The sequence below is a fragment of the Streptomyces sp. NPDC014656 genome, assembly GCF_043084305.1.
Classification (GTDB): Bacteria; Actinomycetota; Actinomycetes; order Streptomycetales; family Streptomycetaceae; genus Streptomyces.
Genome location: NZ_JBIBZN010000005.1, coordinates 240,426 through 257,973, shown reverse-complemented (window position 1 = coordinate 257,973; position 17,548 = coordinate 240,426). Strand labels below are relative to the sequence as shown.

Annotated in this window: 13 protein-coding genes; 6 read left to right on the top strand and 7 right to left on the bottom strand. The window is 75.2% G+C overall.

Going from position 1 to position 17,548, the window contains the following annotated elements; genetic code table 11:
• Nucleotides 1-29 precede the first annotated feature (29 nt).
• Nucleotides 30-1,544: a serine/threonine-protein kinase gene (locus ACF1ED_RS14545; RefSeq protein ID WP_391760184.1), complete on the bottom strand. Its 1,515-nt coding sequence runs from the start codon at nucleotides 1,542-1,544 to the stop codon at nucleotides 30-32.
• Nucleotides 1,545-1,701: 157 nt separating this feature from the next.
• Here ACF1ED_RS14545 and ACF1ED_RS14540 point away from each other — a divergent pair, with 157 nt between their 5' ends.
• The 4 genes from ACF1ED_RS14540 to ACF1ED_RS14525 all read left to right on the top strand — a co-directional run bounded on the left by ACF1ED_RS14540 (nucleotide 1,702) and on the right by ACF1ED_RS14525 (nucleotide 6,274).
• Complete coding sequence (locus ACF1ED_RS14540) at nucleotides 1,702-2,250, top strand: GNAT family N-acetyltransferase (RefSeq protein WP_391760182.1); 549 nt, start codon at nucleotides 1,702-1,704, stop codon at nucleotides 2,248-2,250.
• Nucleotides 2,251-2,748: 498 nt separating this feature from the next.
• Nucleotides 2,749-3,564, top strand: coding sequence for a hypothetical protein (locus ACF1ED_RS14535; RefSeq protein ID WP_391760180.1), 816 nt, complete (start codon nucleotides 2,749-2,751; stop codon nucleotides 3,562-3,564).
• A 264-nt stretch (nucleotides 3,565-3,828) separates the two neighbouring features.
• On the top strand, nucleotides 3,829-5,067 hold the full coding sequence (gene thrS / locus ACF1ED_RS14530; RefSeq protein WP_391760178.1) for a threonine--tRNA ligase: 1,239 nt from the start codon (nucleotides 3,829-3,831) through the stop codon (nucleotides 5,065-5,067).
• Between the two features lie 166 nt (nucleotides 5,068-5,233).
• A complete protein-coding gene (locus ACF1ED_RS14525; protein WP_391760176.1) occupies nucleotides 5,234-6,274 on the top strand; it encodes a vWA domain-containing protein in 1,041 nt (346 codons plus the stop codon).
• An 18-nt stretch (nucleotides 6,275-6,292) separates the two neighbouring features.
• Here ACF1ED_RS14525 and ACF1ED_RS14520 read toward each other — a convergent pair whose 3' ends face one another.
• Nucleotides 6,293-7,531, bottom strand: a complete 1,239-nt coding sequence (locus ACF1ED_RS14520) for an FAD-dependent monooxygenase (protein WP_391760174.1) — start codon at nucleotides 7,529-7,531, stop codon at nucleotides 6,293-6,295.
• A 179-nt stretch (nucleotides 7,532-7,710) separates the two neighbouring features.
• Here ACF1ED_RS14520 and ACF1ED_RS14515 point away from each other — a divergent pair, with 179 nt between their 5' ends.
• Nucleotides 7,711-8,772: a TetR/AcrR family transcriptional regulator C-terminal domain-containing protein gene (locus ACF1ED_RS14515; RefSeq protein ID WP_391760172.1), complete on the top strand. Its 1,062-nt coding sequence runs from the start codon at nucleotides 7,711-7,713 to the stop codon at nucleotides 8,770-8,772.
• Between the two features lie 20 nt (nucleotides 8,773-8,792).
• Here the strand turns inward: ACF1ED_RS14515 and ACF1ED_RS14510 are convergent, their stop codons facing one another.
• From ACF1ED_RS14510 to ACF1ED_RS14490, 5 genes are all read right to left on the bottom strand, one after another.
• Complete coding sequence (locus ACF1ED_RS14510; RefSeq protein WP_391760170.1) at nucleotides 8,793-9,293, bottom strand: hypothetical protein; 501 nt, start codon at nucleotides 9,291-9,293, stop codon at nucleotides 8,793-8,795.
• On the bottom strand, nucleotides 9,290-9,730 hold the full coding sequence (locus ACF1ED_RS14505) for a hypothetical protein (protein WP_391760168.1): 441 nt from the start codon (nucleotides 9,728-9,730) through the stop codon (nucleotides 9,290-9,292). Before ACF1ED_RS14505 ends, ACF1ED_RS14510 begins: the two co-directional genes overlap by 4 nt.
• An 84-nt stretch (nucleotides 9,731-9,814) precedes the next feature.
• A complete protein-coding gene (locus tag ACF1ED_RS14500; RefSeq protein WP_391760166.1) occupies nucleotides 9,815-12,937 on the bottom strand; it encodes a hypothetical protein in 3,123 nt (1,040 codons plus the stop codon).
• Between the two features lie 2 nt (nucleotides 12,938-12,939).
• Nucleotides 12,940-14,829 (bottom strand): HSP90 family protein, encoded by a 1,890-nt coding sequence (locus ACF1ED_RS14495; RefSeq protein ID WP_391760164.1) that lies wholly within the window; start codon nucleotides 14,827-14,829, stop codon nucleotides 12,940-12,942.
• Nucleotides 14,830-15,150: 321 nt separating this feature from the next.
• Nucleotides 15,151-16,128 (bottom strand): hypothetical protein, encoded by a 978-nt coding sequence (locus tag ACF1ED_RS14490; protein ID WP_391760162.1) that lies wholly within the window; start codon nucleotides 16,126-16,128, stop codon nucleotides 15,151-15,153.
• Between the two features lie 178 nt (nucleotides 16,129-16,306).
• On the opposite strand from ACF1ED_RS14490, the gene ACF1ED_RS14485 reads away from it, so the two are divergent.
• Nucleotides 16,307-17,536 (top strand): glycosyltransferase, encoded by a 1,230-nt coding sequence (locus tag ACF1ED_RS14485; protein WP_391760160.1) that lies wholly within the window; start codon nucleotides 16,307-16,309, stop codon nucleotides 17,534-17,536.
• Nucleotides 17,537-17,548: the final 12 nt, after the last annotated feature.

The following is a 17,548-nucleotide window of genomic DNA, read 5'->3' as shown; positions in this document are numbered from 1 at the left end:
CCCGCCCGCCCCCTCCCGGCGGCAGGCGGTCAGGAGGACGGCACCGCGCGGAAGCCCGTACAGCCGAAGCGCTTCCACCCGGCCCTGTCGTCGTCCTCCGCGTCGTAGACGACCACCGTCCAGTCGCCGGCCTTCGAGGTCACGGGCGGGGCGCCGGGGAAGTCCCGGGGGTACGTGAGGGATTTCCGGGTCTCTCCCAGTCGCACCGGCCGGGAGGTGTAGCCGAAGCCCTTGGCTCCGGGCGGCTTCACGCCGGTTACCAGGCGGTAGCTCCGGTCTCCCTCGAAGGCGAAGCTCACGTCGACCGAGGGCTCGCCCGAGGTGTACGTGACCGAGGTCGAGGACGTGCTGCCGGCGGGGCCCGCCTCCGGGGGACGGTCGCACGCGCCGGCACCGAGCCGTGCCTGCTCGGGGTCCTCGGAGAGGGACCAGCGGACGTCCGAGGCGGACGCGGCCTCGACGGGGCGGGGTGCGGGGGCCGGTTTCTTCGTGCCCCGCGGGGCGGGGCCCTGCTCGCTCGGTGCGCCCTGCGCCCCGCTCGTACCGCCGCCGGGCTCCCCTCTCCCCCAGCCCTGCTGCCACGCCGCCGCGCCCGTGGCGCCGGTCAGCACCAGGACCAGCGCCACCGTGCCCCAGCCGGAGCACCGGGCGGGGGCCGAAACGGGGGCCGGGGCGGCGGTCTTCGCCGTGGGCGGGGCGGGGTCGATGCTGGTGGGCGGCAGGGCCGCGTCGCCGGGCGCGGCGCAGCGCGCGATCACCTCGGCGGTACCGGGGCGGTCCTGGGGGTCCTTCGCCACGCAGGCGCGGATCAGCGCCCGCAGGTCGTCGTGGCCGTCCGCCGCTTCCGGGAGGTCGATGTCCTCGTGCACCGCGCGGTACGAGACCGCTTCGGCGGGGCCGTCGCCGAAGGGGGGCCGGCCCGTCGTCGCGTAGGCCATGGTCGCGCCCAGCGCGAAGACGTCGGCGGCCGGGGACGTCTCGTTGCGCAGCAGCACCTCGGGCGCGGTGAAGCCCGGCGTTCCCGGCACGGCGCCGGTGCGGGTCAGGGCCGTGTCGTCCGGGCCGCGCGCGATCCCGAAGTCGATCAGGCGAGGGCCTTGGGGGGCCAGGATGACGTTCTGCGGTTTCAGGTCCCGGTGGGTGACCCCGTAGGCGTGCACGCTCGCCAGCGCCAGCGCCAGCTCCGCGAACAGCCTCCGGCACGCTTCCGCGTCCAAAGGGCCTTGTGAGCCTATCGTCTGACGGAGCGTCGGGCCGGGGACGTACTCGGTCGCGAGCCAGTACGGCGCCTCGTCCAGCGACGCGTCGACCAGCCGGGCCGTGTGCGGGCTGCGGACGGCGCGCACCGTCGCGACCTCCCGGCGGAAGCGGGCCAGTACCTCCGGGTGTCCGGTGATCTCCTCCCGGATCACCTTCAGCGCGACCGGTCCGCCGTCCGGTGTGCGCGCCAGGTACACCTGGCCCATGCCGCCCGCTCCGAGCCGGCCGAGCAGGGTGTGGTCGCCTATGCGCGCGGGGTCCTGGCCTGGTCTCAGTGGGTCCACGCCGCCGACTGTAGTGCGGTCGCCGCCGCGCGCACGGCCCGATGGTGGATCTTGTCGGTCCGCGCCCGCCGCGCGACCGGGACGGCGGCGACGGGACGGCCGGGCGGCGGGTGCGGCCCGGGCTCGTTCCGGCGGGTGCCGGGGTAGGTTGCGCGTCATGACTGAACTCGGACCCGACTCCTGGCCCCCCGCACCGATACGCACCGGACGGCTCGTGCTGCGCGAGTCCGCGGCCCCGGACCGGGCGGCGTTCGTCGAGCTGTTCGCCTCGCCGGAGGTGGGGACGTACGTGGGCGGCGCCCGGCCGCGCGACGAGCTCGACCGGGCGATGCCCGAGGTGCCCGGCCGGCGCCCCGGCCTCTTCGTGGTCGAACGCGAAGGGGCGATGATCGGCATGGTCACGCTCGACCGGCGCGGCGCGGACCGTCCCGGTCACGTCCGCCCGGAGGGCGGGGAGGCCGAGCTCGGCTACATGTTCCTGCCGGACGCCTGGGGACACGGGTACGCCGCCGAGGCGTGCGCGGCGGTCCTCGACTGGTTCGCCGCCACGCTGCCCGGTGAGCCCGTGGTGCTCTCCACCCGGACCGCCAACGGCCGCGCCGTGCGCCTCGCGGCGAAGCTGGGCTTCGCGGAGGTGGAGCGCTTCGAGGAGTACGGCGCGGAGCAGTGGTTCGGCGTGCGGGTCGCGGGGCCGCCGGCCGGCTGAGCGGCGGGTCCCCGGGCTCGCGGGAGCGGAGCCGGCCCGTGGGGCGGTGGGGGAGGTTGCCGTCGGGCGGCGGGAAGGCGTCGGGGGCGCGACCGGAAGGGGACGTCCGGGCGCGTTCCGGGAAATGCCGTGAAGATCGCGTCAGCCGTACAACCCTGTGGGCGGGCCGTGAGTCTCCGTGGGTGATCACGCCGTGATCGGACCCTCGAGGAGACCATCATCAGCGCCATACGCAAGACCCTCACCGCCACCGCCGTCGTCGGCGCCGTCCTGGCGGGTTCGGCCGCCTGCGGGACGGTCGAGCAGCTGTCCGCCGGGAAGAAGCTGGACCAGGCCTTCGAGAAGCTCGGGAAGGAGACGTCGCTCTCCTTCGAGCTGGACCTGGACGTCGACGCCCGGACGCTCAAGGAGCTGGACGCCGGGTCGGACCCGGAGCCCGGCGAGGAGATCCCGGACGAGGCCGCCGAACTGATCAGCGGCGCGAAGATCAGCGTCACGGTGGAGTCGAAGAAGCCGCTCGGCGAGGCCGGGGAGGACGACTTCGTCGGCATGGCGATGAAGTTCAGCACCCCGGACGGCGACCTGCTCGAGTACCGGGTCATCGGCGACTACGCCTACGTCCGGGCCGACGCCGAGTCGCTCGGCAAGGCGATGGGCACCCCCATGCCGCCCGCCGACGAGCTTCCCGAGGAGGCCGGCGCCTTCAAGAAGGTGCTGGAGGGCGAGTGGGTCAAGTTCGACTACAAGGCGCTGGAGAAGGCCGGCCAGGAGGAGCTGGGCGAGGAGGCCGGGGCGTCGGCCGAGCCGTCGCTGGACCCCAAGACGCAGAAGAAGCTGCTGGAGGCGCTGCGCGAGGTCGTCGCCCGTGACGTCGAGTTCACGACCGCCGGCGGCGAGGACGGCACCGAGCACATCTCGGCGACCGCGCCGTTCCGCACCCTGATCACGGACCTCTTCGGGGAGATCCGCCCGCTGTCCAAGGAGCTTCCGCCCGGCGTGGAGCTGCCGACGGCCGCCGACCTGAAGGACGCCCCCGACAGCAAGGTCACGGCCGACTTCACGCTCAAGAACGGCGAGCTGACCGAGGTGTACGTCGACCTCGCCAAGCTGACCGAGAACGCCGAGGTGAAGAAGTTCGGCCTCGGCCTCAAGCTGAGCGGCGGCACCAAGCCGACCGCTCCGGCCGGCGCCACCGAGCTGAAGCCGGAGGACCTGATGGGCGCCTTCGCCGGCGCCGTGGCGCCGGGCGACGAGGAGTTCACCGAGGGCGAGTTCCCGGAGGACGGCGAGTTCCCCGTCGAGGGCACCGAGTAGGGCCCGGCGGAGGGGCGCTCGGGCCCCGGCGGAGCCGCCGCGCGGAAGCGGCGGCTCCGCTCCCGCGAAAGAACCCGCGGAAGAAAATGGGGGTGCGGGCGCCGGGACGCCTCGCTACCGTCTCCCGCATGAAGCATGCCGCTGAGACGACGACGCCGGAGAGTGTCCCGGCGCGCTGACCGTTGTCTCAGTCCGAAGCCCCGGGGCGAGTGCCCCGGGGCTTCGTGCCGTGGTCGCCCGCCCTTCGACCGCGAGGAGACCGCCGTGCACGACCACCGCAAGCTCGGCCGCGAGCTCGGCCTGTTCGACACCGACCCGCTGATCGGAGCGGGCCTGCCGTACTGGCTGCCCGCCGGCGCGGCCGTACGGCACGCCCTGGAGGAGTACGTCCGGGACGCCGAGCGGCGGGCGGGGTACCAGCACGTGTACTCGCCCGTGCTGGGCAAACGGGAGCTGTACGAGATCTCGGGCCACTGGTCGCACTACAGCGACGACATGTTCCCGCCGATGGACCTCGGCGGGGAGCAGGTGGTGCTGCGGCCGAGCCTGTGCCCGCACCACGCGCTGATCTTCCGTTCCCGCTCCCGCAGCCACCGCGAACTGCCCCTGCGGATGGCCGAGCTCGGGGGCATGTACCGCTCCGAGCCGTCGGGGGTGCTGGGCGGGCTGACCCGCGTGCGGGCCATCCAGCTGAACGACGCCCACGTCTTCTGCACCCTGGAGCAGGTCGCCGAGGAGGCGCGGGCGGCGCTGGGCATGATCCGGAGGGCGTACGAGGCGCTGGGCGTCGTGCCGAGCCGGTACCGGCTCTCGCTGCCCGGGCCCGGCGGCAAGTACGTGGACGCGCCCGGCATGTGGCGGCGGGCCACCGCCCTGCTGACCGAAGCGCTCGACGCCTCCGGACTGCCGTACGAGGCGGCCGAGGGGGAGGCGGCGTTCTACGGTCCGAAGATCGACGTCCAGGTCACCGACGGCGCCGGCCGGGAGTCCACCCTCTCCACCGTCCAGGTCGACTTCCACCAGCCCGAGCGGTTCGACCTGCGCTACGTCGGCGCGGACGGGGCCCGGCACCGTCCGGTCATGGTCCACCGCAGCATCGTCGGCAGTGTCGAGCGGGCCGTCGCCCACCTCGTCGAGCGGCACGGCGGCGCCTTCCCCGCCTGGCTGGCCCCCGTCCAGCTGGCGGTCCTCCCGGTCTCCGAAGCCGAACTGCCGCACGCCGCCGCCCTCGCGGGCCGCTGCACCGCGCTGGGCCTGCGCGCCGAGGTCGCCGCTCCCGACCGCGGCACCCTCGGCGCCCGCGTCCGCGCCGCCCGCCTCGTCCCCTACCAGGCCGTCATCGGCGCCAGGGAGGCCGCCGCCGACCGGGTCTCCGTGCGCCTGCGGGACGGACGGCGGCTCGACGCCCTCCCCGCGGAGGCGCTGCTCACCGGCATCGGCGCGCTCGTGGCGAGCCACAGCACCGAGCTGTGGGACGGGCCCGGCCGGCAGCCGGCCGGGTAGCGGCGGTCGCGCGGGGCAGCCGGCCGCGAGGCGTGGGGGCTTCGCCCCGGACGGCCTCCTGACGCGCCTCGGGCCGGGGCGGTGGGGGCGGTTCCGGGGCCGGGCCGATTGTCAGTGGCGGGTGAGACGGTAGGGGTATCAAGTCGGCAGAGACAGGGAGTTGGCCGTGTCCGGAAACCAGAACTACATCAATCACGTCGCGCTCGTGCTGGACGCCAGTTCGTCCATGTCGCACCTGCGGGACAAGGTCGTCGAGGTGGCCGATCAGCAGATCGCGTACCTCGCGCGCCGGTCGCGGGAGCTGGACCAGGAGACCCGGGTCACGGTGTACGTGTTCGCGAACGACGTGAAGTGCGTCATCTACGACAAGGACGTGCTGCGGATGCCGTCCCTGAAGGAGATGTACAAGGTCAGGGGGATGACGGCGCTGCTGGCGGCCGCGCTGAAGTCGCAGCGGGAGCTGGCGCAGACCGCGCAGCTGTACGGCGACCACAGCTTCCTGACGTTCGTGCTGACGGACGGCCAGGAGAACGCCAGTCACCGCTGCCCGGACGCGCCCAGCAAGAGCCCCGCCACGCTCGTGGCGGCCGTGTCCAAGATGATCGAGCAGCAGGGCGACAACTGGACGCTGGCCGTCCTCGTGCCGGACCAGGCGGGCAAGCGCCAGGCCATGAACTGCGGCTTCCCGAAGGACAACGTCGCCATCTGGGACGCGACGAGCACCCAGGGCCTGGAGGAGGCCGGGCAGGTCATCCAGCAGGCCACGGAGAAGTTCATGGTGGGCCGCACCAAGGGCATCCGGGGGTCGCGCTCGGTGTTCTCCATGGGCGCGGAGGCGGTCAACAAGGAGACCATCGAGGCGGCCGGCCTCACCCCGGTCGACGCGTCCGCGTACCGGCTGATCCCGGTGGCGCGCGACGCGGCGATCCGGGAGTGGGTCACCGAGTCCGGGCACACGTACAAGACGGGGTGCGCCTACTACCAGCTGAGCAAGTCCGAGAAGATCCAGGCCCGGAAGCGGATCGCGGTGCTGGAGCGGAAGACGGACCGCGTCTACACCGGGCCCGAGGCCCGGGCGCTGCTCGGCCTCCCGGACGAGGAGGTGCGCGTCAAGCCCGACCACAACGCCGACTTCACGATCTTCGTGCAGAGCACCAGCGTCAACCGCAAGCTGGTGCCCCAGACCCGTCTGCTGCTGATGCACTGACACCCGGCCCCGCCCCGGTCAGCGCCCCGCCCGGGAGGTCGCCGGGCGCGGCGCGCCGAGGGCGTACTCCGGCAGGGCGATGTCGCCGGCCTTGGCGAACTGCGCGGCCATGACGGCGCGCATCGGCCAGCGCGTCATCGAGCGCATGGAGAGGTCCCGCATCCGGATGCCGAGGCGGCTCGTGGGGGCGAAGCCCGCGGCGCCGCCGGGCGGGAGCTCCTGGGCCTGGGTGACGTACGGGCGCATCACCGTGTCGTAGCGGCGGAAGGCGGTGTCGTGGGCGCCTTCCGCCGCGGCCAGTTCACCGGCGAGGACGTACGCGCCGACCAGGGCGAGGCTGGTGCCGAGGCCGGTCAGCGGGGTGGCGCAGTAGCCGGCGTCGCCGAGCAGCGCCACGCGGCCGCGCGACCAGCTGTCGAGGCGCACCTGCGCCATGCCGTCGAGGAAGAAGTCGGGCGCGGTGCGCATCGCCCGCAGCAGGCGGGGGGTCTCCCAGCCGACGTCGGCGAAGCGCCGGGCGACGATCTCCTTCTGGGCCCCGGTGTCGCGGCGGTCGTGGGCGAGCGGCGGGGAGCGGAAGCTGAAGCCGGCCTTGATCTCGCCGGGCAGGCGGCCGGGGCGGGCGGAGGCGACGAGGCCGCCGGGCGCGTTGTGCATCAGGTACCAGCCGTCGAGGTCCAGGTCGTCCTGGGCGGTGAACCAGGCCGTGTAGAGGCCGAGGGGGTGGGCGAAGTCCCGTTCCGGCCCGAAGGCGAGCGCGCGGACGGCGGAGTGCGTGCCGTCGGCCCCGACGACGAGGGCGAAGCGGCGCGGGGCCGCCTTCTCGAAGGTGACGGTGACGGCGTCCGGGTCCGTGTCCTGGTCGATGCCGGTGACGGTGTCGTCGAAGAGGTACTCGGTGTCCGGCAGGGTCGCCTCGTGGAGCAGGTGCGCGAGGTCGCCGCGGAGGATCTCGATCTCGGAGACGATCCCCTCGCCGCCGAAGCTGTCGGCGGGCACCCGGGCGGTGATCCTGCCCCTCCCGTCGACGAGTGCCAGGCCCCGCTGGTCGACGGTGACCGCCCTGGCCCGGTCCATCAGGCCCATGCGCTCGATGACGGTGCGGCCGGCGCCCCGCAGGTCCACCGTCTGTCCGCCGGGGCGGGGGGCCGGCGCCCGCTCCACGACCGTGACCGCGAAGCCCGCCTTGCGTAGCCAGTACGCCAGCGCCGTTCCCGCGATGCCGGCGCCGCTGATGAGGATCTCGTTCTTCGTCATGACTGCGAATGTACGCCGTACGCAAGGTAGTGCGCAAGCAGGAAGTGGCCGCAAATGCTGTACTGTTGAGGATTACCGCACTAGTGCGGTCGAGGGAGTGACGGGCCGACGCGCGGGATCTTCCACCGTCGGCCGCTAGGATGGGCCGCATCCAGGTGCACTAGTGCGGAGGAGTGTCGGTGGACGGTGGACGAGCGGTACCGCGCTACAGCCGGATCGTCGGCGAGCTGCGGCGGCGGATCGAGACCGGGGAACTGGCACCGGGCGACCGTGTGCCCTCGACCCGGGAGATCACCCGGCAGTGGGGCGTCGCCATGGCGACCGCCACCAAGGTGCTGACCGAGCTGCGCCGCGAGGGCGTGGTCCACGCCGTCCCGGGCGTCGGGACGGTCGTGACGGCGACGGCCACGGCGTCGGCCCCCTCCGCCCCCGCACCCGGCTCCGCGCCCGCGGCCACACCCGCGCCCGCCGCCCGCGCGGCACGTCCGGTCCGGTCCGCCGCCCCCGCCCGCCCGGCCCCGCCGTCCGAGGCGGCGGCCGGCGGCCAGACGGGGCTCACGCTCGCCCGGATCGTGGACGCAGCCGTCGCCGTCGCCGACGCGGAGGGACTGGCGGCGGTCTCCATGCGCCGGGTGGCGGCCGAGCTCGGCGTGGCAACCATGTCGCTGTACCGGCACGTGACCGACAAGGACGACCTGCTGGTACGGATGATGGACGCGGCCATCGGCGAGCGCCCCCTGCCCGCCGAACCGCCGCCGGGCTGGCGGGAGCCGATGGAGCTGGCGGCCCGGCAGCTGTGGGGCCTGTTCCGCAGCCACCCCTGGCTGGCCCCGGCCCTTTCGCTGACCCGGCCCCAGCTGATCACCTCGGCGCTGGTGTACAGCGAGTGGGTCCTGGAGGCCCTGCACTCCCGCGGGCTCGACGACCAGTCGGCCTTCACCGCGCACCTGACGCTGCTCAACTACATCCGCGGCCTCGCCCAGAACCTGGAGACGGAGCGGGAGGCGGAGGCGCAGAGCGGTCTCGACAGCGAGGAGTGGATGGGCACGCAGGAGTCCGCCTTCCGGGCCACCCTGGAGAGCGGCCGGTACCCCGGGCTCGCGCGCCTCGCCGGGTCCGGATACGACCTGGACCTCGACGACCTCTTCGAGTTCGGGCTCCAGCGCCTGCTCGACGGCCTCGCCGTCCTCCTCGACGAGGGCTCCCCGTCGGACGGCCGGACACCCGCATCCGGCGGCTGAGCCCTCGGGCCCGCCGCGCGTCAGTCGGGAGCGACCTGGAGGGCCACGGCGTAGTGCTCGCCGTCGGTCCCCGCGACGACGCTGTCGACGAACGGGGAGACGCCGTTCACGGCGCCGCACTCCTCGTCGTGGTTGGTCCACCAACTGGCGTCCGGGCCGAGGAGCGAGACCGCCCGGTCCGCCGCCCGGTCCGCGACCTCGGCGGGCAGGTGCCGGTGCGTCGGCCAGTACAGGTCGACGCTCGCGAGCCGGGCCAGGAAGGGGGCGGCGTCGTGCGGCTCCAGCGGTTCGAGCGCGGCGCAGAGTTCCGGGACCGGCGGGGGCGCGTATCCGGGGGCGAAGCGCCGCCACTCCTCGTCCGCCGCCATCTCGGCCAGCAGGAGGCCGATCCGGGCGGCCAGCTCCGGCAGGTCGGGCTCCGGCTCGGTGAACCGCCCGGCCGCCACGTACACGCGCACCGGCGTGGCCAGTTCGGCCATGCACGCGCGCAGGCCCGCCAGCAGTGTCCCGGTGGACGTCATGCCGCGCCGCCGCCGGACGCCGGGGTGCCGGGGGGCTCGTCGGCCCCCGGGGGCACGCCGAGGCGCCGCAGGACCCGCTCGCGCAGGAGCGTGTACTCCGCGTGGAGCCTGCGCCACTCGGCGAACGGCGGGCGGGGCACCACGGTGCCCGCGGTGACGGTCTCCCCGGGGCCGAACTGCTCGCGGGTGAGGTCGATCTCGACGCCCGCCCCCAGACGGTTCCACCAGTGGTAGTCCACCCGCACGCCGTCGACGTGGACCTCGCCGCGGAGCAGTTCGCCGCCCAGCAGGTCGTTGACCACCATGGCGGTCACCCCGCACTGGTCACGGGCGGGGTTGTCCCCGGTCCAGCGGGACCGGGACTCGGGGGTGCACGTCTCGGCGCTCCAGCTGTCGCGGACGGCCCGTTCGATGTCGGAGAGGAGCAGCGGCGTCATGCCGGTGATCCTGTCAGGTGCCACTGACAGCCCGCCCCGGCCGCCTCCCGGCCGGGGCCGCCGCTCCTCCCGCTCCGTGCGTCGTCAGCGGGACAGGAACTCCTGGCGCAGGGCGTCGAGGACGTGGGCCGCTTCCGGGTGACCGGAGTTGCGGCAGCGGGCCGCCGCCGTGGTCAGGCGGGCGATGGCCTCGTGGGTGCGGCCGAGGCCGTCGCCCTCGATCAGGGCGGCCACGCGGACGGCTTCGGCGCGCGGGAGTTCGCCCTGATCGCCGCCCTCCTCGTGGGCGGCGATCGCGGCCTCGGCCTGCGGCAGGGCTTCCTCGTGGCGGCCGGCCTCCGCCAGGACGCGGGCGCGGCGGTAGTGGATCTCGCCGCGTTCGTACCAGACGGCGAAGCCCTCGTCCCCGGGCGGGAGGGCGGCGAGGACCGCGTCGGCGCGGGAGAGGTGTTCCAGCGCCGTGCCGGTGCCCTCGGCCTCGCGGGTGCTCATGGTGAGGCGGGCGAACTCGCGCATCATCAGGAGGATCAGGGGCGGGTGGGGTGCCTCGGCGTGGGCGGCGACGGCGCGCTCGTACGCCGTGTCGGCCGCCTCCCAGCGGCCGGCCAGGGCGAGGGTGGTGGCGGCTTCGGCGGCCACCAGGGTGAGCACGGGGCCGCGGTCCTCCTCCGGCCAGCCGGCGACGGTGTCGGCCAGGCGGAGCAGTTCCTCGGCGGCCGGAAGGTACTCCTCCAGGTCGCGCAGGCCCCGTCCGAGGGTGAGGCGGGCCTGGGCGAGGGCGCGTCCGTCGACGCCTGTCGCGGCGTCGTCGGCGAGCACGGACTCCAGGACGGCGACCGCGTCGGCCTGCTGTCCGGAGCGGGCGAGCACGTCGGCGAGCTGGAGGCGCGCCTCGGTGGCGTCGCCGGGCTCGTCCTCCTGGTCGAAGCGGGCGGCGGCCTCGGAGAGGTGACGGACGGCGCCGGTGTGGTCCCCGAGGCGCGTGGAGGCGTGACCGAGCAGCAGGTACGTGGGCGCGAGCCGGAACGAGGCGTCGTCGTACGCGACGGCGTCGGCGATCGCGGCGTGCAGCAGCTCCACGGCCTCCTCCGGCCGGTCCTGGGCGAGCAGGACCTGGGCGAGGAGGGCCGTCGGGCGGGGCCGGCGCCACGGGCGGGCGGCGGCTTCGAGGTCCTGGAGGGCGGTGCGCAGCTCCCGCTCGGCGTCGGCCATGGCACCGCGGCGGGCCGTCACGTCCGCGCGGAACTGGCGTGCGTTGGCGCTCTGGTGCGGGTGGCCGAGGCGCAGGCCCTCCGCTGCGAGGACGTCGACGCGCTCCTCGAACCGCCGCGTGAGGGCCTGGACCTCGTGATCCGGGCCGTCCCCGCCGTCCCCCTCCTCGCCGTTCTCCCCGCCGTCCCCCTCCTCGCCGTCCTCCGTGCCGTCCTTCCGGGTGTTCGCCCGGTTCAGCGCGCCGAGGAGTTCCTGGTACGCGGCGAAGGCGTCGGAGTAGCGGACGGAGAGGTACGCGAGGGTGCGCTCGGCGCGCAGGTCGGTGCCGAACGCGGCCTCGGCCGCACCGAGCGGCTCCGCGTCGAAGGGGGTGTCGGCGAGCAGCTTCTCCGTCTCCCGCAGCACCTCGTCGAGCCCGGCCCGGGCCGTGGCGTGGTCGGGGACGGCGTGGTCGGGGACGGCGTGGTCCCCGTCGCGCGAGCCCGGAGCGGCCGTCCAGGCGAAGGCGCGGGCCCTGGCGGAGAGCGCGTGCCAGGGCATCCGGAGGCGCTCGAAGTACTCGACGGCGGTGGCGAGTTCGGCGGCTCCGGCCGTGTGCCGGTCGTCCGTCCAGTGCCGCTGGGCCCGCTGCTCGGCGAGTTCGGCGCGGAGGAGGTCCTCGGGCCCCAGGGCGTCGTCGTGCGGCTCGCCGGCACCGGCGAGCCGGTCCGCGATCCGCGTCCAGAGCCGGGCGTCGCCGGGGTGGCCGTCGCGGGACAGACGGCGGGCTTCGCGCACCAGCGCGGCGAAGTCCTCGGGGATCTCGATCCGGGTGGCGCCCACCGCCGCGGAGCTCGCGGCCGGAGCCGTGGCCGCGGCCGTCGTCCTGGTCCCGGCCGCGCCGCCCGGGGCGCCGGCGCGCAGGCCGAGGGGCAGCGGCTCGTCGAGGAGCGGGCGGGCGGCCAGCCGGGCCCGGCGGCGGTCGCCGACGGCGGTGGTGCCGTTGCGGGCGTCGAAGGCGGCGGCGAGGGGCCCGGCCTCGGCGCGGACGTGGGCGAGGAGCGCGGCGGCCGTCCAGTCGCGGCCGGGCGGGCCGGCGACGGCGGTGTCGTCGTGGCCGTCCTCGACGAGGCGGGCGAGGAACACCTCGGCGCCGGTGAGGAAGTCCAGGTGGTCGAGCGGGGCGCCCTCGGCCTCGAAGAGGGGCCGGTTCTCGGCGAGGATCTCCAGGCCGCGGCCCTCGTTGCGGGACAGGGCGCAGAACTCCAGGTGCAGGCCGACCTCGGCCTGCGTGCCGGTGTTGCCGCGGACCTTGCGGTAGCCGGTGAGGTGGTGGGAGCGGGCCTCGTCCGTGCGGCCGGCGCGCAGCAGCGGGAGCAGGGCGCGGGCCTGGCTCATCTGCGGTTCCTCGCTGCAGACCTGTCCGCCGTCGAGGACGGGGCGCCAGCTGTCGAGGGCCGCGGCGTCGTCGCCCTCGGCGACGTGGTGCCAGGCGTGGTGCCGGGTCTCGCACGCCTCGCAGTCGCTGAGGTCGGTGCGGGGCCGGGTGGCCCAGAGGTCGTACGCGTCGGCGACGCCGGTGCCGGTGTGGCGGGCCAGGTGGTAGCGCATGGCGGCGACAGGCTGGACGCCGTGGCCGGCGGCCTCGTACCGGTCGCGCATCTGGTCGAGCCAGCCGCCGATCGCCGTCAGGGGCATCTCGGGGACCTGGAGGAGGGAGGTCGTCACCCACTTGAAGCGCCAGAAGACCTGGTGGGCCTCGTAGGGGCTGAAGGACTCGGGGGTGGAGTCCCACAGCTTGAGGATGCGGGCGAAGGCGACGGGCGACTTGCGCTGCTCGCCGGTGAACTCGTACGCCGTCATGAGTTCGAGGAGCGCGGTGACGAGCACGTCGGGCTTCTCGAAGACCTCGGCGGCCTCGACGAGCTCCTCGGCGGTGATGGTGCGCGGCAGTCCGTGGGGGCGCTCGTGGTTCTCGCGGAGCGCCTCGACGACGGCCTCGGGAGTGTCCAGCATCTCTACAGTTCCTTCCGGGGCCCGGAGCCGGGGCCGGCCGTGCCGGGGTGGTGCATGGCGTGGGTGAGCAGGCCCATGAAGGCCCGGTTGAGCAGGGCGCTCTCGCTCGCGCGCAGCGGGCGGCGGCTGAGCAGCAGCGCCTGGCCGTAGAGGGCCTCGGCGGTGGTGACGGCGAGGCCGCGTTCGCCGATGGTGAGGGCCTGGCGGACCAGCGGGTTGAGGTGGTTGAGGACGAGCTGGGCGCGCGGGGTCTCGTTCCGGAGGGAGCCGAGGATGTCGGCCCACAGGCCGTCGCTGTCGGCGGCGAGGCCCGACCGGGTCCGCTCGTGCCGGGCGTCGCGGTTGTCGAGGAGCAGCGCGGGGGCGGTGACGGGCTGGAAGTCCCGCAGGACGACGTCGCAGTCGTGGACGCCGATGGTCTCGCGGGCGATGGCGAGGAAGGCGGCGGCGCGGAGTTCGGCGCCCGGGTCGACGGCGTCGAGGTGGGCGGTGACGGTGGCCGGGTCGAGGTCGGTGACGGCGGTGCCGGGGCGGATCTCGGGCAGCCGGTGGACGAGGTCGCGGTCGTAGGTGTAGCCGCCGTTGACGACGCCGAGGCCGGCGGCGGAGGCGATCGGCGCGACCTGGCGGAACTCCTCGACGCTGCGCGTCACGAGGAGCGTGCGGTGGGTCCGCGCGAACTCCTCCAGGGTGACGTTGCCGTCGGTGGTCTCGAACGGCAGCCAGGGCAGCACGATCCGCAGCAGCTCGTCGTCGTAGCGGGCGAGCGCCTTGACCGCGAGGTGGTGGGTGTCGATGAAGCGGTGGAGGAGCGCGGGGTCGCTGGCGGCGAGGCCGGTGAGCCAGTCGCGGATCCGGTCGCCGAGGGCGTCGCGCACGGCGGACAGGGTGCCGTCCTCGTACAGCGACTCGCGGGAGGCCGTCGGGCGGAGGCTGGTGGTGTCGACGACGCAGCGCACGAAGAACGCCCACTCGGGGAGCAGTTCGGGTGCCTGGTCGGTGAGCAGCATGCCCTTGAGGTGGACGCGGTGTCCGGCGCGCTGCGCCGGGCTCACGGCGGTCGGCAGGACGTAGGCGACCCCGCGCAGTCCGGCGGCCGGCAGGTCCAGCTCGATGGTGTCGAGCGGGGTGAAGTCGAAGAGCTCGCGGCAGTACGCCGCGTCGGCCTCGCGGCGGGCCAGCGGGGAGCGGTGCGTCCGCTCCCACGGCGGCGCGTCGTTGACGCGGTGGGTCTCGCCCCGCGTGTCGACGACGGTGACCTCGTGGCGCAGCAGCCCGCCGTAGTGCCGGGCGAGGGAGACGACGCGCTGGGGGCTGGTCCACTCGGCGTTGTCGGCGCGCGGCACGAGCCGCACCGTGGTGCCGGGCTCGGGGAGGGTCGCGGACGGCAGGGTGCGGATGGTGTAGCGGCCGTCGGAGTGGCCGCGCCACTCGACGGTGGGCGCGGCCGGGTCGGCGGCGGAGCGGCTGAGCACGGTGATCTCGTCGGCGACGACGAAGCAGGCGAGCAGCCCGATGCCGAACTGTCCGATGAACTCGCCGCGCGCCGCGTCGAGTCCCGCGCCGTCCAGCGCCCCGTCGGCGGTCCGCTTGGAGCTGCGGCCGATCGTGGCGAGGAAGCGGTGCACGTCGGCTTCGGACAGGCCGATGCCGGTGTCCGTGACGGTCAGCGTGTCCCCCGTGCGCACGGTGATCGTGCCGGGCGCGCCGGGAGTGAGGGCCTGCCGGGCGGTGATGGCGTCGACGGCGTTCTGGAGGAGTTCGCGCAGGTAGACGCGGGGGCTGGAGTAGAGGTGGTGGGAGAGCAGGTCGACCAGGCCGCGGAGGTCCACCTGGAAGGTGTGGGCGGTCTCGGCGGCCGGGGAGGTCGGGGGAGTCTCGGGGTGGGACACCTGACGCAGTCCTTCGGGGTGCGCGCCCGGGCGCTCGGCGGCGCGGGCGGGGATGCGGGCTGGTGGGTACGGGTGAGGGCGAGGGCGAACGTAAGGGTGGGAGCGGGCCGGGGGCGGCGGGCTGGGCGGCGGAGCCGGTACGCGGATCGCGCTGGTGCCCGGCACCGGCACGGGACCGGCATCGGTCCCGTGCCGGGTAGGGCAGCGGGGTCGAGGCGTACGAGCCGCGCGTCGGCCCGGGCCGTTCCGCTCCGACCGGCTCCAACCGGCTCCAACCGGCGCCCCTCCCCCGCCCTCTCCGCCCCCTCGGCCGCCCTCCCCTCAGCGTCCGGCGGCGGAGCGGTGCTTGCTGAAGGCCTTGGCCGGGTCGTCGCCGTCCAGGTAGTACCAGGGGAACTCGGTGACCCGCCCCTCCGTGGCCTGGAAGCACTCCCGGGCGGCCCGGTGGTCACCGGCCAGGGAGAAGGCCATGGCGAAGGCGTTGAGCGCCTGGATCCGGCCTCGGCCGGTCGTGAAGTCCGGGTGGCGGACCGAGTGGTCGGCCGCTTCGTGCAGGGAGGCGATGACCTGGGGCTGCCCGATGTAGCGGGCGTCGGCTCCGGAGTCGAGGGCGAGCCAGTGCTCCACGTGGGCGAGGGCGACGAGCTGGCCCAGGGGCGTCCCCGCGGGCGCGCCGAACGCGGCGGTCCGGGCGAAGGCGTGCATCTCCTCGTGGGAGCCGCTCCACTTCTCGCAGACCTGCTGCAACTGCTGCTGGTGCGCCCCCAGGTGGTACGGGTCCCGGCGCACGGTCGCCTCGAAACGGCGGCGGGCCACCTCCTGTCCGACCTGGAGACCGCGCCCGGTGACCTGGAGGGCGTACCAGGGCGACGTCCAGCCGGGCTCGCGCTCGGCCACTTCGTACAACCAGGTCTCGGCCGTGTCCAGCCGCTCGTGGAACACCCGGAACTGCTCGCGGGACACGTGCTGGGCGCGGGCGCCCGTCCTCGCCTCCCACGCCCAGCTGATGTGCCGGACGGCCGCGACGAGGCGCGGCAGCGCGGCCCCGGGCTCCGCCGCCACGACGTCGGCGATCCACCGCTCCGTCCCGGCGACGTCCCCGGCGGCCCAGAGGAGGCCGGTGCGGTCCTCGCTCTCGGGCCGCGCGTCGAGCACGTCCCGTACGGTCGCCCAGTCCGCGGCCTCGGCGGCCTCGCGGACGCGCCGGACGTCCGGGTCCCCCGCGCCCTCGTCGACGCGCGCGACGGGCCGGCCCGTCCATCTTCCCAGCGTGTTCCCCAGGTCCCGGAGCAACGCCATGTCCCCACCCCTTGCTCTGTTCGCACGGGGTGGCTGATGATCGTCCCGCCCCGTGGATGTAGTGACTATCACGCGCGACCGACAATCGCACCCCTGCACGAGCCCGCAGGTCAGGTCGGTCGCACCGCCCGGGCGCGGATTTTGGGACGGCACCTGGCGGAGAAGTGGGGGCGGCGGCATGCGGGTGGTGCTGACGGCGTACGGGGCACGCGGGAGCGTGGAGCCGATGGCCGCGCTGGCGGTGGGGCTGCGCGAGGCGGGCGCGGAGGTGCGGGTGTGCGCGCCGCCGGACGAGGAGTTCACGGAGCTGCTGGCCGCTTGCGGCGTGCCGTCGGTGCCGGTCGGCGCGCCGGTGCGTCCGCTGGTGACGACCGTGCGGCCCGGATCCGCGGTGGGCCTGGCCCAGCGCGCGGCCGATCTGATGGGCGCGCAGTTCGGGCCGGTCGCCGAGGCGGCCGAGGGGTGCGACGTGCTGGTGGCGACGGGCCCGCTGCCGGTCACGGCGGGCGCTCGGTCGGTGGCCGACCGGCTCGGCGTCCGCTACGTGTACGCCACGCACACGCCGGTCGTCCTGCCGGCCCCGCACCAGCCGCCGCCCGGCCGGCGGGGCCGGCCGCTGCCGCCGGACGTGAAGGACAACGACGAGCTGTGGGACCTCGACGCCCGCCTCGCGAACGACATGTTCGGCGCCATGCTCGGCGCGTTCAGGGACTCCGTCGGCCTCCCCCCGGTGGACGACGTCCGCGGCCACGCCTTCACCGACCGCCCCTGGCTGTCCGCCGACCCGGCCCTGAGTCCCTGGCCGCCGACGGGCCTCGACGTCGTCCAGACCGGTGCGTGGTTCCGTCCGCGCGCCGCCGTCCGTCCGCTCCCCCCGGAGGTGGCGGCCTTCCTGGAGGCGGGCCCGCCGCCGGTGTACGTGGGCTTCGGCAGCACGCCCCTCGGTGCGGCGGCGCCGGACATCGCCCGGGCGGCTGTCGAGGCGGTCCGCGCGCAAGGGCTCCGCGTGATCGTCGCCCGGGGCTGGGCGGGCCTGGAGCCGGCCGACGGCGGGGACGACTGCCTCACGGTCGGCGAGACCGACCACCAGGCGCTGTTCGCGCGCGTGGCCGCCGTCGTGCACCACGGCGGCGCCGGCACCACGGCCGCCGCCGCCCGCGCCGGCGCGCCGCAGGTGGTCGTGGCCCGGAGCGGGGACCAGCCGTACTGGGCCGGGAGGGTCGCCGCCCTGGGGATCGGCACGGCCCACGACGGCCCGGAGCCGACGCCCGGGTCCCTGACGGCCGCGCTCGCTCCGGCGCTGCGCCCCGAGACCCGCGCGCGGGCGGAGGCCGTACGGGACGCGGTGCGCGGCGACGGGGCGGCGAAGGCGGCGGCCCGGCTGCTGGGCGAGGCCGCCGGCCGGTAGCGTCGCCCGCCA